The 15,496-nt window shown below is 40.6% G+C and carries 18 protein-coding genes; 9 read left to right on the forward strand and 9 right to left on the reverse strand.

Going from position 1 to position 15,496, the window contains the following annotated elements; genetic code table 11:
* Nucleotides 1–31: 31 nt before the first annotated feature.
* Nucleotides 32–373, forward strand: a complete 342-nt coding sequence (locus IPM65_02650; GenBank protein QQS44472.1) for a DUF4112 domain-containing protein — start codon at nucleotides 32–34, stop codon at nucleotides 371–373.
* Here IPM65_02650 and IPM65_02655 read toward each other — a convergent pair.
* The gene (locus IPM65_02655) at nucleotides 361–1,473 is read right to left on the reverse strand and encodes a sulfite exporter TauE/SafE family protein (protein ID QQS44473.1); all 1,113 of its coding nucleotides are present in this window, start codon (nucleotides 1,471–1,473) and stop codon (nucleotides 361–363) included. The two genes, IPM65_02650 and IPM65_02655, sit on opposite strands and share 13 nt — an antisense overlap.
* A 90-nt stretch (nucleotides 1,474–1,563) precedes the next feature.
* Between IPM65_02655 and IPM65_02660 the strand changes: the two genes are divergently transcribed.
* From IPM65_02660 to IPM65_02670, 3 genes are read left to right on the forward strand one after another with little or no spacing between them, the layout of a single operon-like run.
* Nucleotides 1,564–1,869 carry a hypothetical protein gene (locus IPM65_02660; protein ID QQS44474.1) on the forward strand — a complete coding sequence of 102 codons (306 nt, stop codon included), beginning with the start codon at nucleotides 1,564–1,566 and terminating at the stop codon, nucleotides 1,867–1,869.
* A 7-nt stretch (nucleotides 1,870–1,876) separates the two neighbouring features.
* Nucleotides 1,877–2,170: an AraC family ligand binding domain-containing protein gene (locus IPM65_02665; protein ID QQS44475.1), complete on the forward strand. Its 294-nt coding sequence runs from the start codon at nucleotides 1,877–1,879 to the stop codon at nucleotides 2,168–2,170.
* A 3-nt stretch (nucleotides 2,171–2,173) separates the two neighbouring features.
* Entirely contained in the window at nucleotides 2,174–2,626 is a 453-nt protein-coding gene (locus tag IPM65_02670) for a flavodoxin-like domain-containing protein (GenBank protein ID QQS44476.1), read from the forward strand.
* A 63-nt stretch (nucleotides 2,627–2,689) separates the two neighbouring features.
* Here the strand turns inward: IPM65_02670 and IPM65_02675 are convergent, their stop codons facing one another.
* The 8 genes from IPM65_02675 to IPM65_02710 all read right to left on the reverse strand — a co-directional run bounded on the left by IPM65_02675 (nucleotide 2,690) and on the right by IPM65_02710 (nucleotide 9,555).
* Nucleotides 2,690–3,781: a S1 RNA-binding domain-containing protein gene (locus tag IPM65_02675; protein ID QQS44477.1), complete on the reverse strand. Its 1,092-nt coding sequence runs from the start codon at nucleotides 3,779–3,781 to the stop codon at nucleotides 2,690–2,692.
* Between the two features lie 90 nt (nucleotides 3,782–3,871).
* On the reverse strand, nucleotides 3,872–4,414 hold the full coding sequence (locus IPM65_02680) for a hypothetical protein (GenBank protein ID QQS44478.1): 543 nt from the start codon (nucleotides 4,412–4,414) through the stop codon (nucleotides 3,872–3,874).
* 76 nt (nucleotides 4,415–4,490) lie between these two features.
* Nucleotides 4,491–4,763, reverse strand: a complete 273-nt coding sequence (locus IPM65_02685; GenBank protein ID QQS44479.1) for an HU family DNA-binding protein — start codon at nucleotides 4,761–4,763, stop codon at nucleotides 4,491–4,493.
* A gap of 181 nt (nucleotides 4,764–4,944) precedes the next feature.
* On the reverse strand, nucleotides 4,945–6,399 hold the full coding sequence (rny, locus tag IPM65_02690; GenBank protein QQS44480.1) for a ribonuclease Y: 1,455 nt from the start codon (nucleotides 6,397–6,399) through the stop codon (nucleotides 4,945–4,947).
* Between the two features lie 258 nt (nucleotides 6,400–6,657).
* Nucleotides 6,658–7,140: a regulatory protein RecX gene (locus tag IPM65_02695; protein QQS44481.1), complete on the reverse strand. Its 483-nt coding sequence runs from the start codon at nucleotides 7,138–7,140 to the stop codon at nucleotides 6,658–6,660.
* 11 nt (nucleotides 7,141–7,151) lie between these two features.
* Nucleotides 7,152–8,204, reverse strand: a complete 1,053-nt coding sequence (recA, locus tag IPM65_02700) for a recombinase RecA (GenBank protein QQS44482.1) — start codon at nucleotides 8,202–8,204, stop codon at nucleotides 7,152–7,154.
* A gap of 117 nt (nucleotides 8,205–8,321) precedes the next feature.
* Complete coding sequence (locus IPM65_02705) at nucleotides 8,322–8,795, reverse strand: hypothetical protein (GenBank protein ID QQS44483.1); 474 nt, start codon at nucleotides 8,793–8,795, stop codon at nucleotides 8,322–8,324.
* 73 nt (nucleotides 8,796–8,868) lie between these two features.
* Nucleotides 8,869–9,555 (reverse strand): ComF family protein, encoded by a 687-nt coding sequence (locus IPM65_02710; protein QQS44484.1) that lies wholly within the window; start codon nucleotides 9,553–9,555, stop codon nucleotides 8,869–8,871.
* Between the two features lie 138 nt (nucleotides 9,556–9,693).
* Here IPM65_02710 and dnaA point away from each other — a divergent pair, with 138 nt between their 5' ends.
* The 5 genes from dnaA to IPM65_02735 all read left to right on the forward strand — a co-directional run bounded on the left by dnaA (nucleotide 9,694) and on the right by IPM65_02735 (nucleotide 15,280).
* Entirely contained in the window at nucleotides 9,694–11,022 is a 1,329-nt protein-coding gene (gene dnaA, locus IPM65_02715) for a chromosomal replication initiator protein DnaA (GenBank protein ID QQS44485.1), read from the forward strand.
* Between the two features lie 116 nt (nucleotides 11,023–11,138).
* Nucleotides 11,139–12,239, forward strand: a complete 1,101-nt coding sequence (dnaN, locus tag IPM65_02720; GenBank protein QQS44486.1) for a DNA polymerase III subunit beta — start codon at nucleotides 11,139–11,141, stop codon at nucleotides 12,237–12,239.
* A gap of 27 nt (nucleotides 12,240–12,266) precedes the next feature.
* Nucleotides 12,267–13,280: an AI-2E family transporter gene (locus IPM65_02725; protein ID QQS44487.1), complete on the forward strand. Its 1,014-nt coding sequence runs from the start codon at nucleotides 12,267–12,269 to the stop codon at nucleotides 13,278–13,280.
* 53 nt (nucleotides 13,281–13,333) lie between these two features.
* Nucleotides 13,334–14,023, forward strand: coding sequence for an ANTAR domain-containing protein (locus IPM65_02730; GenBank protein ID QQS44488.1), 690 nt, complete (start codon nucleotides 13,334–13,336; stop codon nucleotides 14,021–14,023).
* 21 nt (nucleotides 14,024–14,044) lie between these two features.
* A complete protein-coding gene (locus IPM65_02735; protein ID QQS44489.1) occupies nucleotides 14,045–15,280 on the forward strand; it encodes a hypothetical protein in 1,236 nt (411 codons plus the stop codon).
* Nucleotides 15,281–15,496 lie beyond the last annotated feature (216 nt).

The following is a 15,496-nucleotide window of genomic DNA, read 5'->3' on the forward strand; positions in this document are numbered from 1 at the left end:
CCGTTTACACTTCTCTGCTAAGCTATACCCTATGGAAAAACACCTTTGGACCGCAAAAGTCATGACGGATATTCTTGAACGCCGTTTTAAACTATTCGGATTTGAATTCGGAATTGATCCCATAGTCGGTCTTGTTGCGGGTGCCGGGGATATTATTACCGTCATTCTCGGCCTATATTTTGTCTGGATTGGCCTGCGGATAAATATTCCCATCAACAAACTCTTTGAAATGCTTTGGAACTTGGGACTTGATTTTGCTCTCGGAAGTATTCCTCTTATCGGAGATATCTTTGATTTTACATTCAGAGCGCATGCGAAAAACTACACAATACTAAAAGATCATTATGAAAAAAACGGACTTTACAAAACGTAAAGAACCCCCTGCCTTGCATTGGTGCTGCATGAAAAACTGATCGTTCCTGTCTCTTTCGGCACAAACTCAAAAATATTGTCACCTGGTTCGAGCGCCTGAGCTATCCCGAGTTTCGGAACATTGAGGAAGCCCTGACATCCGTATACATTAATCCCGTTTACGATCCACTTGACGGGAATGTTTCTCTGAAGCCGAAACGTGTTCGGATGATAACCGTCTGATAAGACATCCATTTTCACTACCTGAAATCCGTTTTCAAAGCTTACACTACCTTCTTTTTTCGTATAGCTTTCTCCCCCGAAATTACCGATATCTGTATACAATCTGACTGTGTTGATAATATACCCCACACTGGCAAGAATGATCGTAACCGCCACCGTTTTCATAAACCAGGGATACCAGGATGTTTTGGTAAAGAATGACGTAAAACTAAGTGCCATTAAGGCAGGGACGGTTCCCAAAGCAAAGACTCCCATCAGCATCATGCTATACCATGGGTCGGCTGTGCCCAACGCAAAGACCTGAACGGTCTGGGAAAATCCGCAGGGCAAATAATAGGTGAGTGCTCCCAAAAGAAGAGCCGTTTTTTTTGGCTGCTTAGCAAATAGCTGTTCAATTTTCCAAAAAACTTTGGTAAACCGTTTATTCGGAAGTATTGATGAAAGTGATACAATCCCCAACATATCAAGAGCAATAAAAACCATAACGGCACTGACTGTCATATTTAGTAAAACCGCATTCTGGTAATTCACGCTTACTTTTTGCCCGACCCATCCCAACAGGAAACCAAACAATGCATATGCACCCACTCTCCCGATATTAAACGCCAGTGCCGGCCAAATTTTATTCGTATTTAATCTTCCGATCGTCGACAAAAATACAGTCCCTGATGTTGCCATACAAGAAGATATTGAAGCAACAAGCCCCAAGACGAAAACAACTGGTAATGTAAGTTTAACATTATCAATTGGAGGAATGACGTTCACCTCAGTGAGCATCAGATATCCCGCCATCACAATGATAGATATAAGGATTGCTGTAATGATACGCTGAGTACGGGAAGTGCGTTCCTCAGACGGGACTGCACAGGATTCATTCATACGACGAAGATAAATTGTATACTCCTTCTTACCAACATTTTACACTATTTCCTTGTCATTTTAATTCATCTCTGCAATACTATAGAACATATGCAAAAGCAAAAAGATGACACACAAAATCAGGATAAGGATTTGAAAGACCACGGAGTACAGGATATTATTCCCGAAAACGGTGAATACTATACCGTTGATCTTCAGCGTGATTTCGACGGTCTGGAAACAGACGAGGAAGAAACGACGGATATTGCAGGTGAAAACCCCCTTGATGAAAGTGATGATGATATGGCAGATATTGTTGATAACGAAGAAGATGAGAATGTTGTTGATGAAGATAATGAAGGCGGTGTTGAGGTCGGAGAACCGGGCCACTGGGGCGTTGATGAAGATACAGATTAATTTCTTTATGCATTCTCCTCTTTTCTATAAGAATCTTTCCGACGAAGAAATCGAACATCACATAAAGAAGGAGGGTTTCGTACCGCTTCGTATAAGTAATGCTCCCGGGTATGTGTACTCTCCTCATGAACATCCCGAAACAAAGCTTATTGCAGTACTTCAGGGAGAGTTGCAGGTTGTAGTTCAGAACCAGAAATATCTATGTAAAAAATACGATAAAATAGTAATTCCCGGCAATATTACACATTCTGCCGTTGTCGGAAAAGAAGGTTGCACCTTCTTTTGGGCAGAGAAAAAATAGCACATGAATATTCTCACTATTTATGAAACTTACTCAAGTTCGACGGAAACCGTTTCCGGTATTATTGCCAAACAGCTGACTGAGAAAGGTCATACCGTCAACATAACGAGAATGAAAGATAATATGGGGTTTATGAATGAGAAACATGATCTGGTAATCTTCGCCACACCGAGCTGGTTTGACCGAGGACAGGAAGGTCAGCCTCATATGGCATTTTTACAATATATGGACGAGCACACAAACGATGATTTTTCTGCCCTTTCATGCGCTTTTGTGGGATTGGGAGACTCAAGTTATGCCCATTTCTGCCTTGCCATTGATACCCTTGAGGACTTTTTTACAAAACGCGGAGCAAAAAATATCGGAGAAACACTGAAGCTGGATAATTTTTACTTTAATCCTCAAGAAGAAACAAAAAAACTTACGGTGTGGATTGATTCCCTTCCCCTCTCTTAAGCATTTTACACACTAAAAAAGGCAGCCTGATTTTTAGTCAAGCTGCCTTTCCGAAATTCATATTTAGCGGTAGAAGACCGGCTTTTCACTTTGAGGCAAGATAAGACTCATTCTTCTGTCTTTTTTATTGATTCTTTCAATAAAGACTTTGACTTTGTCTCCCATCTTGAATTCCTCTTGACCTGAAAGCTTACTTACATGAATAAGTCCTTCAACACCGGGTTCCAATCTGACAAAATATCCATATCGTTCTTTTCTGACGATCTCTCCGGCATGCTCTTTCTCTTTCGGATATTTTTCCTCTATTTCTTTCCACGGATCATTTTCGAGTCTTTTTATGGAAAGATTGAGTTTCAGATCGTCTTCGTTCTTTTCAACGACAAGAACCTTGATCTTTTCACCCTGTTTGACGTACACGGATGCATTGGTTACCTTTTCCCAGGAAATTTCTGAGATGTGAACCAGTCCTTCGACACCGTTTACTTCACAGAAAATGCCGAATTCCGAAACACCAAGTACGGTTGCTTCATACTCTTCGTTAAGTTTGATTTTATCAAATCTTTCTTTAAGGTCTTTCTGTGAAATATTCAGTACTGCCGCTTTCTGAGAAACGACAAGTCGGTTTTTTTCTTCATCAACTTCAAGCACTTTTACTTTAATTCTCTGTCCTTCAAGTTTTGACGGATCCTCCAGGAAGTCTGTTGTGAGTTGGATCTTCGGGATTACTCCGCGGATACCCATAAAATCGACAAATACGCCGCCTTTCCCATATTCACCGCAGATGACATCAATATCTTCTTCATTTTTCTTTTTCTGCTGCAGGATGTCCCATTTACCCTTTTCAAAGAAAGTTCTCATGGAAACAACCGGAAAGCCCTCCCGTGATTCTTCTGAGATGATACGGACATGTACTTTGTCTCCTTCTTTCAAGTATGGAAGGTATGTAGTAATTTCCTTCAGTTCTTTTTCACCGAGGACTGCGTGTGCTTTAGCACCGACATCAAACAACACATTTTTCTTGGAAAGAGTAAGAATGCGGGCATCCATTTCTTTTCCTTTTTGTATGTTTGACACTGCCTGATTCTGAAGCAGCGCTTCCATGGGATGGGCCTCCTTTCCTGTTGTTGTTTGTTTTTTTGGTTGATTTTTTGCCATAAATTATTCTCCTTCCCCCGTTTGGGGATAGGTTATTACTATACCACATTTTGGGTAAAATACAACGTTTTTTCCGTAAAGAACGCCTTTTTATCGGAGTTTGTCGAGGGAAGATTTTGCCTCTTCATTTTTTTTAAGAAGTGATTGGAGGGTATCTATTTCTGCCTGTGTCGTTTTTTCCATAACATCGGTTATAACTTGTTTGTGTTTTGCATTGCTTTGATACAGCTCCGGCATGAAATCACTCGGGTATGAACCGCCCTGTTCTTTTACTTCTTTAAGAAGCTCTGGGATGTGCAGGAATTTGTCCTCGGCTTTCATCAGTTCTTTTATAGCAAGCTGCTCTGTCCCTTTATTAGCAAGCTCCATGGCGGCGGACATATGTTTATCAGAAAGATGCAGATACAAATTAGCCTTTTTGTAGTTGTCACGGGTTGTGAAAAGAAGGATATTGTCACGCATTACTTTGACAAGATACAGCGGATGGTCCGGCAGCAAACCGGGATACGGAAGCTGGTAAAGAACTTCTTTTTCTTCTATATTGATGGATTGAGATTGCGTAATGTTGTAAATCGAAGGAACGAAAAAAAGTGCAGACAGAAACGCAAGAACAATAATAACGAACTGTTTCATAAACCAAAATTATGTAAATAATAACCCCGCTCTTTCTTGAAAAAATCTTCGATGTGAGCGGGGCTATATTTACGAGTTATTTAACTCTTCTTTTAAGACTTTTACCAGCGGTAAAGCCCGGTGTTTTTGTTGCAGGGATTTTGATTTCTGCACCAGTTTGAGGATTGCGTCCTTTTCTGGCTGCTCGTCCTCTTACGAGGAATGTTCCGAAACCAGTAACCACTACTTTTTCACCTCGCTCCATTGCTTCAGCGACTGTGTCAAAGACTGCATTGACTGCATCTTTTGCTGCTTTGGAGGTGAGTCCGGCTCTTTTTGCTACTTGAGCAATAAGGTCAGCTTTTGTCATGTATTATTTCACCTCCCTTCTTTGACTGTGTATGCTTCTACTCTCTTCAGCCATAGGCCGATCGTCTGATGGACGAAGATAGAGCGTAGGAGTAAGATATAACATAATCTCCTTTACAGCTTATCTCCTACTGGGCCTCTTGTCAATCCGTACTTAGTTGATCGTATTGCTACAATCTATATCAATTGTACTTTGCCGTCGCTTCAGCACGGTATTCCCGGAGCACTGTGATCTTTATCTGCCCGGGGAATACATCGAATTTTTTCTCTAATTCCTCTTTTAGTTTTGATGCCAAAATGGTCGCATCATCATCTGAGATTTCATCAGGTCTGACGATAACCCGAAGCTCACGACCGGCCTGCAAAGCATATGCTTCACGCACTCCTTTTTGTTTTGTTGCCGTTTCCTCGATTGTTTTGATTCTTTTCAGATATTCTTGAAAGTCTTCATGCCTTGCACCGGGCCGTCCTCCTGAGACTGCATCAGCAATATACACAATGATTGCTTCTATAGATGGAAACGGAATGTCTTCATGATGAGCAGCTACACAGTCCACTACTTTCTTTGCAAAACCGTGTTTTTTCAATAGCTCCACACCGAGATCGACATGAGAACCTTCTTTATCCGTCACAACTTTCCCGATATCATGCAGGAGACAACCGATTTTTACGGTATTCACATCTGCTTTGAGTTCCTGTGCTATTGCTATACCGATACGGGTTTCTTCAAGGGTATGAAGGATCATATTCTGACCGTATGAGTACCTGAACTTAAAGTGTCCGAGAAGTTTCACCAGCTCATGCGGTAAATTGAACACACCTACGCGATGAACTAAATCTTCACCTGCTTTATAGATTGTTTCATCAACTTCTTTTCGTACTTTCTTAACAATTTCTTCAATTCGCTGCGGCTGAATACGTCCGTCTTTGATAAGCTTCTCCATTGAGACTCGGGCAATCTCACGGCGGACTGCATCAAATGAAGATATGCGAATAACACCTTCTTCTTCCAGATCAACATCAACACCCGTTGCAAGCTCAAAAGCCCGAATATTTCGACCGTCTTTGCCGATTATTCTTCCTTTGTAGTCGTCGCTTGGGAGTTGAATGACTGCTAATGTGTATTCAGAAACATAATCAGTTGCTCCGTAGCGCATGGAATCAACAAGAATTTCCTTTGCTTTTTCGGATGCTGTTTTCTGGATTTCTTCTTCTGACTCACGAATTTTTTTAGCGATTTCTCCTTTCAGCTTGTCTTCCCAAGCTGTAAGAAGCAGCTTTCGTGCTTCATCTTTCGTCATCTGAGCAATTTTTTCAAGCTTTATAATGATTTTATCTTTGGATTCTTCATATTCTTTTCTTCTTTTTTCGGCAAGCTGTTCTTTATCACGAAGACTTTGCTCTTTACTTTGAGCGGCTTTTTCACGTTCCGCAATCGTTTGCTCTTTACGGGACAGTCTTTTTTCAATTTCAAGACTATCGCTCATGATTTTGCGGGCTTCTTTTTCAGCATCCTGCTTGATTTTTAACGCTTCCTCAGTAGCATGCAAAATGACTTCCTTTGCCTGCTGCTTTGCTTTTATTATCTCTTCCTGTCTTTCTTGTTTGAAGATGGAATTTATGAGTGACTTAAACATACAATTTGTGTGGTGAAGGGGTGGAAGTATGTATGCGTACCGAGATCTCTTTCTATATACAATATGCAGAAGAGTTCTGCATCAGAACCAAGTTCCTGTATTGCCAGGAATTATGATGTTTTTGTATTGTTGTAATAAGATAAAAAGATTTGTAGTCGCATACTAATATAAGTTAATTTATGTTGTTAACACCCAACTTCATCAATTATTAACCCTTCTATTGTACCTCCTCTTACCTGTTTCTTCAATACAATCGTTCTATTCCATATTTTTTTCGAGTTCATCCAGTGCTTCTTTTGCGGTATCGAATGAGAATCCGCGGCGGGAAAGAAAATCAATTGCGCGCTTTTTTCGCTTGAGAGGATCAAGATTTTTATACCGTGCCCATGCTTTCTTGAGTGCTTCTTTTGCTAAAAAATCTTCATGTATTTCGCTTTTCTCAAAGTAAGCACTTATTTTTTCCTCCGGCAGGCCTTTTTTAAGAAGTTCCAACCTCAGAGCGTACATACCTTTAGGTTTTGCGGTAGTCCGATATCTGACATAAGATTCAATAAATAAATCATCATTAAGATACTTCTGAAGTTTCAGTTCATGCATGACCTCTTTAATATCATCATCAGTTGCGTGATATTGATCGGCCTTTTTTTTCAGGTAATCAAGCATTTCTTTTTCGCTTCTTTGGCGAAGATAAAGATAAAAATATGCTTTATTAAGAAGCTTATCTTTATGTTCTTTTGACATATTCTGATGACTTATTCCGCTTTTATATCAATCTTCTCTGTTTTTGCTTTTTTGACATCCAGAACTTCATAGACTTTCTTTGTCAGCTCCTGTCTCAGTTTGTCATCCTGCTTGAGAGTTTCCTTCGTCTGCTCCATTCCCTGGCCGACAACGGTTCCTCCGTATTTGTAAAAGGCACCGCTTTTATCCAAAATGTTCTTCTCAGCAGCAATATCCACCAGAGATCCGAGATTATCAACTCCGTCGGGTAATATTGAAAATTCTGCTTTTTTAAAAGGAGGTGCAATCTTATTTTTGACGACTTTCACGCGCACACGGGCACCGAGTACTTCGTCGCCTTTTTTGAGTGTTTGGATTTTGCGGACATCCATGCGCACGGATGCGTAAAATTTAAGAGCCATCCCTCCCGTTGTTGTTTCCGGGTTTCCGAACATTACTCCGATCTTCATACGAAGCTGGTTGGTGAAGATAATGGTAGTTTTTGATTTTGATACGACTGCTGTAAGTTTTCTCAACGCCTGGGACATAAGTCTTGCCTGAAGTCCCATTTGAGCATCTCCCATTTCACCTTCAATCTCAGCGCGCGGCACAAGTGCGGCAACAGAGTCAACTACAATAAGATCAACTGCTCCCGAGCGGACCAATGTTTCCGTTATTTCCAAGGCTTGCTCTCCGGTATCCGGCTGAGATATCAACAATTCATCAAGGTTCACTCCCAAAACCTCTGCCCAGGCAGGATCAAGAGCATGTTCAGCGTCTACAAATGCGGCTGTCCCGCCTGATTGCTGTACTTGAGAGACAATCGAGAGCGTAATGGTTGTTTTACCTGAAGCTTCGGGACCGTATATTTCAATAATTCTTCCTTTAGGAATTCCTCCTACGCCGAGGGCAATATCAAGTGGAAGAATTCGTGTTGATATGGTTTCTACAACGGTGGAGGGTCCTTCTCCCATTTTCATAATCGAACCCTTCCCGAATTGTTTCTGAATTTGTTCAATTGCAAGGTCAATAGCTTTGTTTTTTGCGCTTCTTTCAGGAGTATCAGTTGTTTTTTTTACTGCCATACATATATTCAAATAGTAATTGCACACATTATTGCAGACAAAAAAACAAAAATCAATCCAATGATTGCGTAATGATATAACAAAAGAAGTGTTTCTTATCGAAGTCTTACCTGTCTATTATTTTCTTCTCAGGTAAATGCCTGCAGTCATTGCGGCAAGAGAGAGGGGCAACATGAGTGTTGCGGCACCTGTTTCCGGAATTTGATTAACGCCACCTTTAGTATTGTTTGTATTTACATAGGTGATCGTCTTTGTTCCGTTGTTCGGTGTTCCAGTTTGGGAACCGCTTTCAACTACTTTTATCTGAACCGGTGTTGTAGTCGGTGTTCCCGAAAGAATTTCGACCATACTTCCCGCTTTTGTCGGAGTAGGAGTCGGGGTTTCTTCTTCGTTGTTAAAAAGGAATGCAAAAGGATTCCAACCACTTCTCTCCTCTGCTTCTGAGGGAGTAGAGGTAGGAGTAACCGTCACGGTTACATTATTCCCGTCGGCAACGGTGGACTGTTGTCTGACACGGTTGCTGATCCACACAAAAATGAGGATCAATACGATAAATCCGAGTACGAGTGAAACGAGTTTGTTGAATTCCATAGAGTGTATTATATCATTATAGGATACTGTTTACAACGGTTTCTTACGAAGTTTTGATGATCCTAATGCGGTATTAGGAACCGTGTGCAAATGCGTACAAAAAAACCTTTGCGGCTCCCCTTTTTTTCAATGCGGTTGTCGCCTCTTTAGCCGTACTTGCAGAGGTGAAAATATCATCCACTAAAATAATTGTTTTCCCGCGGATGAGATCTTCATTTGTCACAGCAAATGCTCCTTTGATATTTCCCTCCCGTTCTTTTCTGGTTGCGATTTTTGCCTGAGGAAGTGTGTTTTTAATTCTCTTAAGACAGTCAGTTATTGAAATCCCTGTTTCTTTTGAAAGATGGCGGGCAACAATTTCTGCCTGATTGAATCCCCTCAGTTTCAGCCTCGCAGAATGGAGAGGAATAGGTTGAATAAGTACTTCCTCCCGGGGAAGTCTCTGAAAGATCTCCGTTCTCCACCAGTGATCCGGGAAAAGTTCAACAATCTGATTAAAAGTATCATATGCAAGTCTATATTTTATGTTTTTTACGATTTTTTTTGCGATTGCATTGTACCTGACAATCGAGATTGCGCCGTCGAGTCCGTTTCGTTTTTGACACCTTTCATGTGTCTTTCCTCCCGGTGAGTTACGGTAACAGTATGGACAAACATCCAGGACGGAAGGTTTGATTTCTTTTCGGCAAGTATCACACAATATCCGACCGAGTTTTGCACAGCCTATACAGTATTTTGGGAATAATAAGTCGAGTAACATACCGGATATACATAAGAGTATAACAGTTTTCACTTAACTTCTTTTTGATACATTTTGATTGCTTGTAAATTGATGTTAATATGTTTATTATTTGTGGATAAGTTATCCACATTTTATTCGTATTGTTCACTTATGGCTATGTTGTCGTCTTTTTGGGATTCTTTTTTGGAATCAATATCCGAAAAAAAAGAAAAAAATCCGATATTCTTCTCCATTCTGAAAGATGCACAGCCAGTTGAGATTAAAGGAGATATCTTGGTTTTATCCTGCAGTAGCAACGGAGCTAAGAGTTATCTTGATAAAAAGAAAGAGGAAATTGAAGATCTTGTTTCCTTCAAGGCCGGTAAAAAAACTTCCGTTGAAATCGTCATACAGGAAAAAAAACTTGACGGGACAGCCCCTCTTTTGGACTTTCAGCCCTCAAAAGAAGATATATATAGGAAGTCGGGTTTAAATATCAACTACAATTTTGAAAATTTTGCCGTTTCACCGACGAATCAAATTGCTTTTGCTGCCGCACAATCAGTTGCCAAGTCTCCGGGTGTATCCTACAATCCTTTGTTTTTTTACGGGGGGGTTGGGGTCGGTAAGACCCATCTGGCACAGTCTATTGCCAAAGTCATTCTTGACCAGGACTCGGAAAACAATGTGTATTTCTGTTCCAGTGAGAAATTCATGAATGAACTCATTGAATCAATCCGTGCCAAGACTACTGCCCGATTCCGAAAGAAATACCGTTCCCTCAATCTTATTATTGTTGATGATATTCAGTTTCTGGCCGGGAAACAAACCGTTCAGGAAGAGTTTTTTCACACGTTCAACAGTATTGTCTCTGCCGGCGGACAGGTGGTTTTGACATCTGACCGACCACCCTTTGAGATCAGGAATTTAGAAGACCGTCTTCGTTCCCGTTTCTCCGGCGGTCTTATTGTAGATATCCAACAGCCCGATTTTGAGCTACGCACCGCCATTCTCCTCATTAAAGCAAGAGAAAAGAACATCGCGATTGATATGGAAGCGGCAAAAATCATTGCCGAAACCGTCCTTGATACACGTTCTCTTGAGGGGACACTTCTTTCATTGTACGCCCGAACCCTTACTTCCAACTTGAATCGCATAGATTTGAGTGTTGTTGAAGATTTTTTCCATGCGAAAACAGAACACGTCAAAAAAAGAATGTCTCCGCAGGATGTCATTAAAACCGTTTGTTCTTTTTACAATATAAAACAGTCACATATTAAGGGCGCAACGAGGAAAAGTACAATAGCGCTCGCCCGTCAGATTGTGATGTATCTTCTCAGAACAGAACTTGATCTGAACCTTGAAGAGGTCGCATATCTTGTAAAGAGAAAGGATCATACTACAGTTATTCACGCCATCAATAAGGTTCGTGAAAGAAGTATGAAAGATGATTCTTTCAGGCATGAAATTGAAATGATAACGAAGTCATTGCAGTCGTCAACATGATTTCCACACGTTATAAACACACGTTTTTTGCCGGTTTGTTTTGTCTTGAAAATCCCTTTTCTATTTTATACACTTATGCACAGCTCCTATTACTACTATTTTATATATAACTAACTATGAAATTCACAATTGATAAGGACATCTTCTTCAATCAAATCAATACTGTCCAGAAATTTACCTCCGATAGACTGAACACATCTGCAGCTCTGCAGGGAGTATATATACATATAGAAAAGAAAAAGATTCATTTTTATGCAACAGACCTCAATACTTACTGCCACACATCTTCGGATCTATCAGCAGACGAATCAATAGATCTTATAATCGAACCGAAAAAGATACTGGAGTTTGTTCAGTTTTTACAGCAGGGAGATATAAACATCACTATAGAAAGCAACTCAATCGTCATCCAGCAGGAAAAAACTAAAGGAGCTTTTCCAGTCATTGTCGCTGAAGATTTTCCGTTGCCGCCCGTACTTAAGGAAGAAGCACAGGATGTGAAGCCTGAATTCTTACTTAATAATCTTCCGTTCCTCCTTTTTACCGCCTCGAGCGATGACGCCAGACCGGTTTTGACTGGGATAAACTTTGTTGCTTCTGAGGAAGATCTTACTCTTGTTGCGACAGACGGCTTCAGACTTTCTTTGGTAAAAGAAAAAAGAAAAGGAACGTTTTCATCCATGATTATTCCGGCCGATTTTTTGAAAGAGGTTATCAGATATGTCAGAGATGCAAAAACAGTATCTTTCACCTATTCCGAAAAAGAACACTTAGTATTGTTTAAAGTCGGAGAAACGGAGTTTTACTCACGTCTTATTGACGGAGAGTTTCCTCCCTACGAACGTGTCATCCCGGAAGAAAAGAAAGCAACAGCAGTTCTAAAAAAAGAGGATTTACTGAGAAATACGAAGCTTATTTCAATTTTTGCACGCGAATACTCGAACGTTATTATCTACGATTTCTCAAAAGACGGACTTGTTCTGTCTCCGAAAAAAGAAGCAAATGCGGACAACACAACTACGCAGGATATATCGTTTGACGGTGATCAAATCCGGGTTGCATTTAATTATAAGTATGTTGTAGATTTCCTCAATCATATCGATGCAGAAGAAATCGAAGTTGAACTGTTGAGATCAGATGCTCCGGTTGTCTTTAAAATTCCGAAGAACAATTCTTTTATTCATATTATTATGCCGGTGCGCATACAGGAAGGATAATACTGTATAATAACTAATACATATATTATGGACGCAAAAGATAAAACATTTATCGTAATTTCTCCCCGTTCCATTGCGCTTTTCACCCTGATTCCCCTGGCTCTGTATTTACTTTGGTCTGTTCGTGATATTCTGTTTTCCCTTCTTATCGCATTTATTATCATGAGTTCGCTGCGGCCGGGTGTTAACTATTTCGTCTCGAAAAAAGTACCGAGAGGTCTTTCTATCGGATTGGTTTTTTCGGCATTTATTTTGTTTTTTCTGTCTCTGATCTCAATTATTATCCCTCCGATTGTATATGAAACAACCAATTTGATAAGAAGCCTTCCGTTTATCCTGGAAGAAGTGGCACCGTCGCTGGAAGAGTATGTTGATTTATCTAACGCTACTTCATATATCCCGAATCTTACGAACAACCTGTTCGGTTTTATATCAGGACTCTTTTCTAACACTCTTTTTGTTATTGCAACACTCTTTTTTAGTCTTTATTTTTTGATTGAGGAAAATCTGGTGAATAAGTTCCTTCATCGGTATATCTCAAAAGACCGTGCCGATAAAATTTCCGCAACTTTTTCGAAAGCAGAGATGAGAATGTCATCATGGTTTTGGGGAGAAATAACCCTCATGACAGTTGTCGGAGTGTTGACATACCTGGGACTTGTTCTGATCGGAGTTAAGTATGCCCTTCCCCTGGCGGTGCTTGCGGGGCTTTTGGAGGTTGTCCCGAATATCGGTCCCGTGATTTCTTCTATTCCGGCTATCATTATCGGATTCAGCAGTTCGTATTTTGCCGGGTTTTCCGCCCTTGCCCTGTACATTGTAGTACAGCAGCTTGAAAACAACCTTATTGTCCCGATGATTATGAAAAAAGCGGTCGGCATAAACCCAATTCTTACTCTTCTTGCCCTTCTTCTCGGAGGCCGTATGGGAGGCGTTTTGGGTGTTCTTCTGGCTATCCCGATTCTCCTTTTTACGGAAACCATTGTTCAGGAATATCTTCATCCCCATATTGCAAAGCAGCGGGACCAACAACCTGCGTGAAAACTGCGTTAATATTGCGGGAAATATTGTAAAAAAGGTTACTATAATAAACCATGCCTAAGAATAATTCATTACTTGAGACCGTCAATCTTCTTTCGGAACTGGTCGTATTTGAGACATATGATTTCAGTGAATTTTTGAAGAAGCTGATGAAACTGATCCTGAAATGTATTCCGGCAGATTCGTGTCTTATTTATTTTTATGACACGGCGCATCAGGAACTTATTCTCACGGCATCAAAAAAACCGCACGGCAAGCTTTTGGGCAAAATCAAGATGAGACCGGGTGAAGGCATAACGGGCTGGGTCGCCGAACACAAGAAAACGGTTGTATTGAAGAAAGAGGCCTATAAAGATAGTCGTTTTAAACAATTTAAAGAGTTGCCTGAAGACAAATATGAAGCATTTCTTTCTGTTCCAATTATCGATAAGTCAGGTGTTGTCGGCGTAATTAATATTCAAAACATTTCACCTTATGAGTTCGAGAAAGAACAAATCGTGATATTAGAGGCTATGGTAAAAATAGTTTCATCGGCATTTCAGAAAGTCGCTCTGGAAAGACAGGTGTCTACACTTCAGACAAAACTGGAAGACAGAAAAATAATTGACAAAGCAAAGGGCATTCTTATGAATAAAAATACATTATCAGAAAAAGAAGCATATGCGGTCATAAGGCGAGAAGCAATGAAAAAACGGAAAACAATGAGGGAGATTGCAGATGCAATTCTTCTTGTATGGGGGTGATAACTACAGTAATATTATTATATGGACGATATTGGCGACCAATCACAAACGCCACCACCAGAACAATCCGCAAAGCCGCAGGAAACCGGCCCCACTCCCGAACAGAAACGGATTGTACGTACCGTTCTTATAGTTTTTAGTGTCCTCTTCTTTATCGTTATTACCGTTCTGGGTGTACTGGCTTATATTCAGTCTGCAAAAGGACCCGGAGAACCGACACCTACTCCCACGGCGGTTGACGCGGTAAGTCCAACTCCTCAGGATACAGATACAAACGGCTGGCAAACATTTACAAGTACTGATTTCGGCATTTCAATCCAGTATCCTCCAAATTGGAAAAAGACAGACGGACAGTCATTTGAAAACGGGGACCTCTTCGGGGTCATGATCATGGGAGAAACTCAGAGAGAAGCCACTGAACTTTATGACGGAGCAACCCTTACAATTGCAAATCCTATTACCGTTGAAAAAGACTACGAGACATGGGCAAAAGACTATTACACCACTCATCATGTGGATGAGTCTCAGCCTCTTGAGTTTTCAAACGAAACGATAAACGGCATCGAGTATCTGAAAGTATATACCTGCGGATTGGGGTGTTTTACCTATTACATTACGGAAAAAGGAGATTACGTCTACCAAATAGTAACCAGCGCAGACGGTCCTTCCGAAAAAGAATACAGGCAAACAATAGATAAAATGCTGGAAACAATCACATTTGAAGAGGCACAAATGACGGTTATGCCCTCTCCTCCGCCGGGAGCGCTTGCATTTTCATCTCCGGATCTCGGCATCGGTTTTTTCTATCCGCAAAAAGTACAAAATATCCAATCGGTTGATGTAAAAGAGACAGGAAATAAAATATATGTTTTTATGACGAATACTGAGCCTGAGGACGGTCAATGGGTGGAAGTTTTCAGCAAAAATCCGGACGCCACGCTTGAGGAGGCAATAACACAGCATTTTTTGGCCGGAAAAGAAGATGGATGTTATGTGACGGTAACCAAAACAGAAGGGTCAATAACAACGGCAATTATTGATTTCTCTTATGATCAGTCCAACGGGCTGGAAGGAATGTTTGAAAAAACGAAATACTGTTCGGAGGACTACGCAAAAACAAACGGGATCAGGTATTTCTGGTATGATTCCGCTCACCCCGAAACATACCTCTTCTTCAGTATCGGACAGTATGGAATCCCCGTCACAAGCACAGAAAACTGGCAGGATACGGTAAGATTGATCAGAATGCGTGAATAATGCGTTTAATTTGCGGGAAATGTCTGCTTGAAATTTTCTTCCTCATGGTTATAATCTAAGTATTCTTCTCATTGGCGAGAACTCTTCTTTACTTCACAGTGTTTGTGAAATCCATGACAGGACAATGATGCTCCTTCAAATCAGTGAACGCGTTTTTGTGTTTGCGGGTTTTTATTAATACATTTCATAAACACGTTCACTTGTACGACCGCGAAC

The organism is Candidatus Roizmanbacteria bacterium (assembly GCA_016700135.1).
Classification (GTDB): domain Bacteria; phylum Patescibacteriota; class Microgenomatia; order UBA1406; family GWC2-37-13; genus UBA1450.

What these genes read in the sequence shown, in the direction of transcription:
- IPM65_02695 (QQS44481.1), bottom strand. Translation starts at nt 7,140, where the DNA reads ATGTCAAAAGAACATAAAGATAAGCTTCTTAATAAAGCATATTTTTAT.
- IPM65_02675 (QQS44477.1), bottom strand. Translation starts at nt 3,781, where the DNA reads ATGGCAAAAAATCAACCAAAAAAACAAACAACAACAGGAAAGGAGGCC.
- IPM65_02655 (QQS44473.1), bottom strand. Translation starts at nt 1,473, where the DNA reads ATGAATGAATCCTGTGCAGTCCCGTCTGAGGAACGCACTTCCCGTACT.
- rny (QQS44480.1), bottom strand. Translation starts at nt 6,399, where the DNA reads ATGTTTAAGTCACTCATAAATTCCATCTTCAAACAAGAAAGACAGGAA.
- IPM65_02680 (QQS44478.1), bottom strand. Translation starts at nt 4,414, where the DNA reads ATGAAACAGTTCGTTATTATTGTTCTTGCGTTTCTGTCTGCACTTTTT.
- IPM65_02735 (QQS44489.1), top strand. Translation starts at nt 14,045, where the DNA reads ATGGACGATATTGGCGACCAATCACAAACGCCACCACCAGAACAATCC.
- IPM65_02650 (QQS44472.1), top strand. Translation starts at nt 32, where the DNA reads ATGGAAAAACACCTTTGGACCGCAAAAGTCATGACGGATATTCTTGAA.
- IPM65_02660 (QQS44474.1), top strand. Translation starts at nt 1,564, where the DNA reads ATGCAAAAGCAAAAAGATGACACACAAAATCAGGATAAGGATTTGAAA.
- IPM65_02710 (QQS44484.1), bottom strand. Translation starts at nt 9,555, where the DNA reads ATGTTACTCGACTTATTATTCCCAAAATACTGTATAGGCTGTGCAAAA.
- IPM65_02730 (QQS44488.1), top strand. Translation starts at nt 13,334, where the DNA reads ATGCCTAAGAATAATTCATTACTTGAGACCGTCAATCTTCTTTCGGAA.
- dnaN (QQS44486.1), top strand. Translation starts at nt 11,139, where the DNA reads ATGAAATTCACAATTGATAAGGACATCTTCTTCAATCAAATCAATACT.
- IPM65_02685 (QQS44479.1), bottom strand. Translation starts at nt 4,763, where the DNA reads ATGACAAAAGCTGACCTTATTGCTCAAGTAGCAAAAAGAGCCGGACTC.
- IPM65_02665 (QQS44475.1), top strand. Translation starts at nt 1,877, where the DNA reads ATGCATTCTCCTCTTTTCTATAAGAATCTTTCCGACGAAGAAATCGAA.
- IPM65_02725 (QQS44487.1), top strand. Translation starts at nt 12,267, where the DNA reads ATGGACGCAAAAGATAAAACATTTATCGTAATTTCTCCCCGTTCCATT.
- recA (QQS44482.1), bottom strand. Translation starts at nt 8,204, where the DNA reads ATGGCAGTAAAAAAAACAACTGATACTCCTGAAAGAAGCGCAAAAAAC.
- IPM65_02670 (QQS44476.1), top strand. Translation starts at nt 2,174, where the DNA reads ATGAATATTCTCACTATTTATGAAACTTACTCAAGTTCGACGGAAACC.
- dnaA (QQS44485.1), top strand. Translation starts at nt 9,694, where the DNA reads ATGTTGTCGTCTTTTTGGGATTCTTTTTTGGAATCAATATCCGAAAAA.
- IPM65_02705 (QQS44483.1), bottom strand. Translation starts at nt 8,795, where the DNA reads ATGGAATTCAACAAACTCGTTTCACTCGTACTCGGATTTATCGTATTG.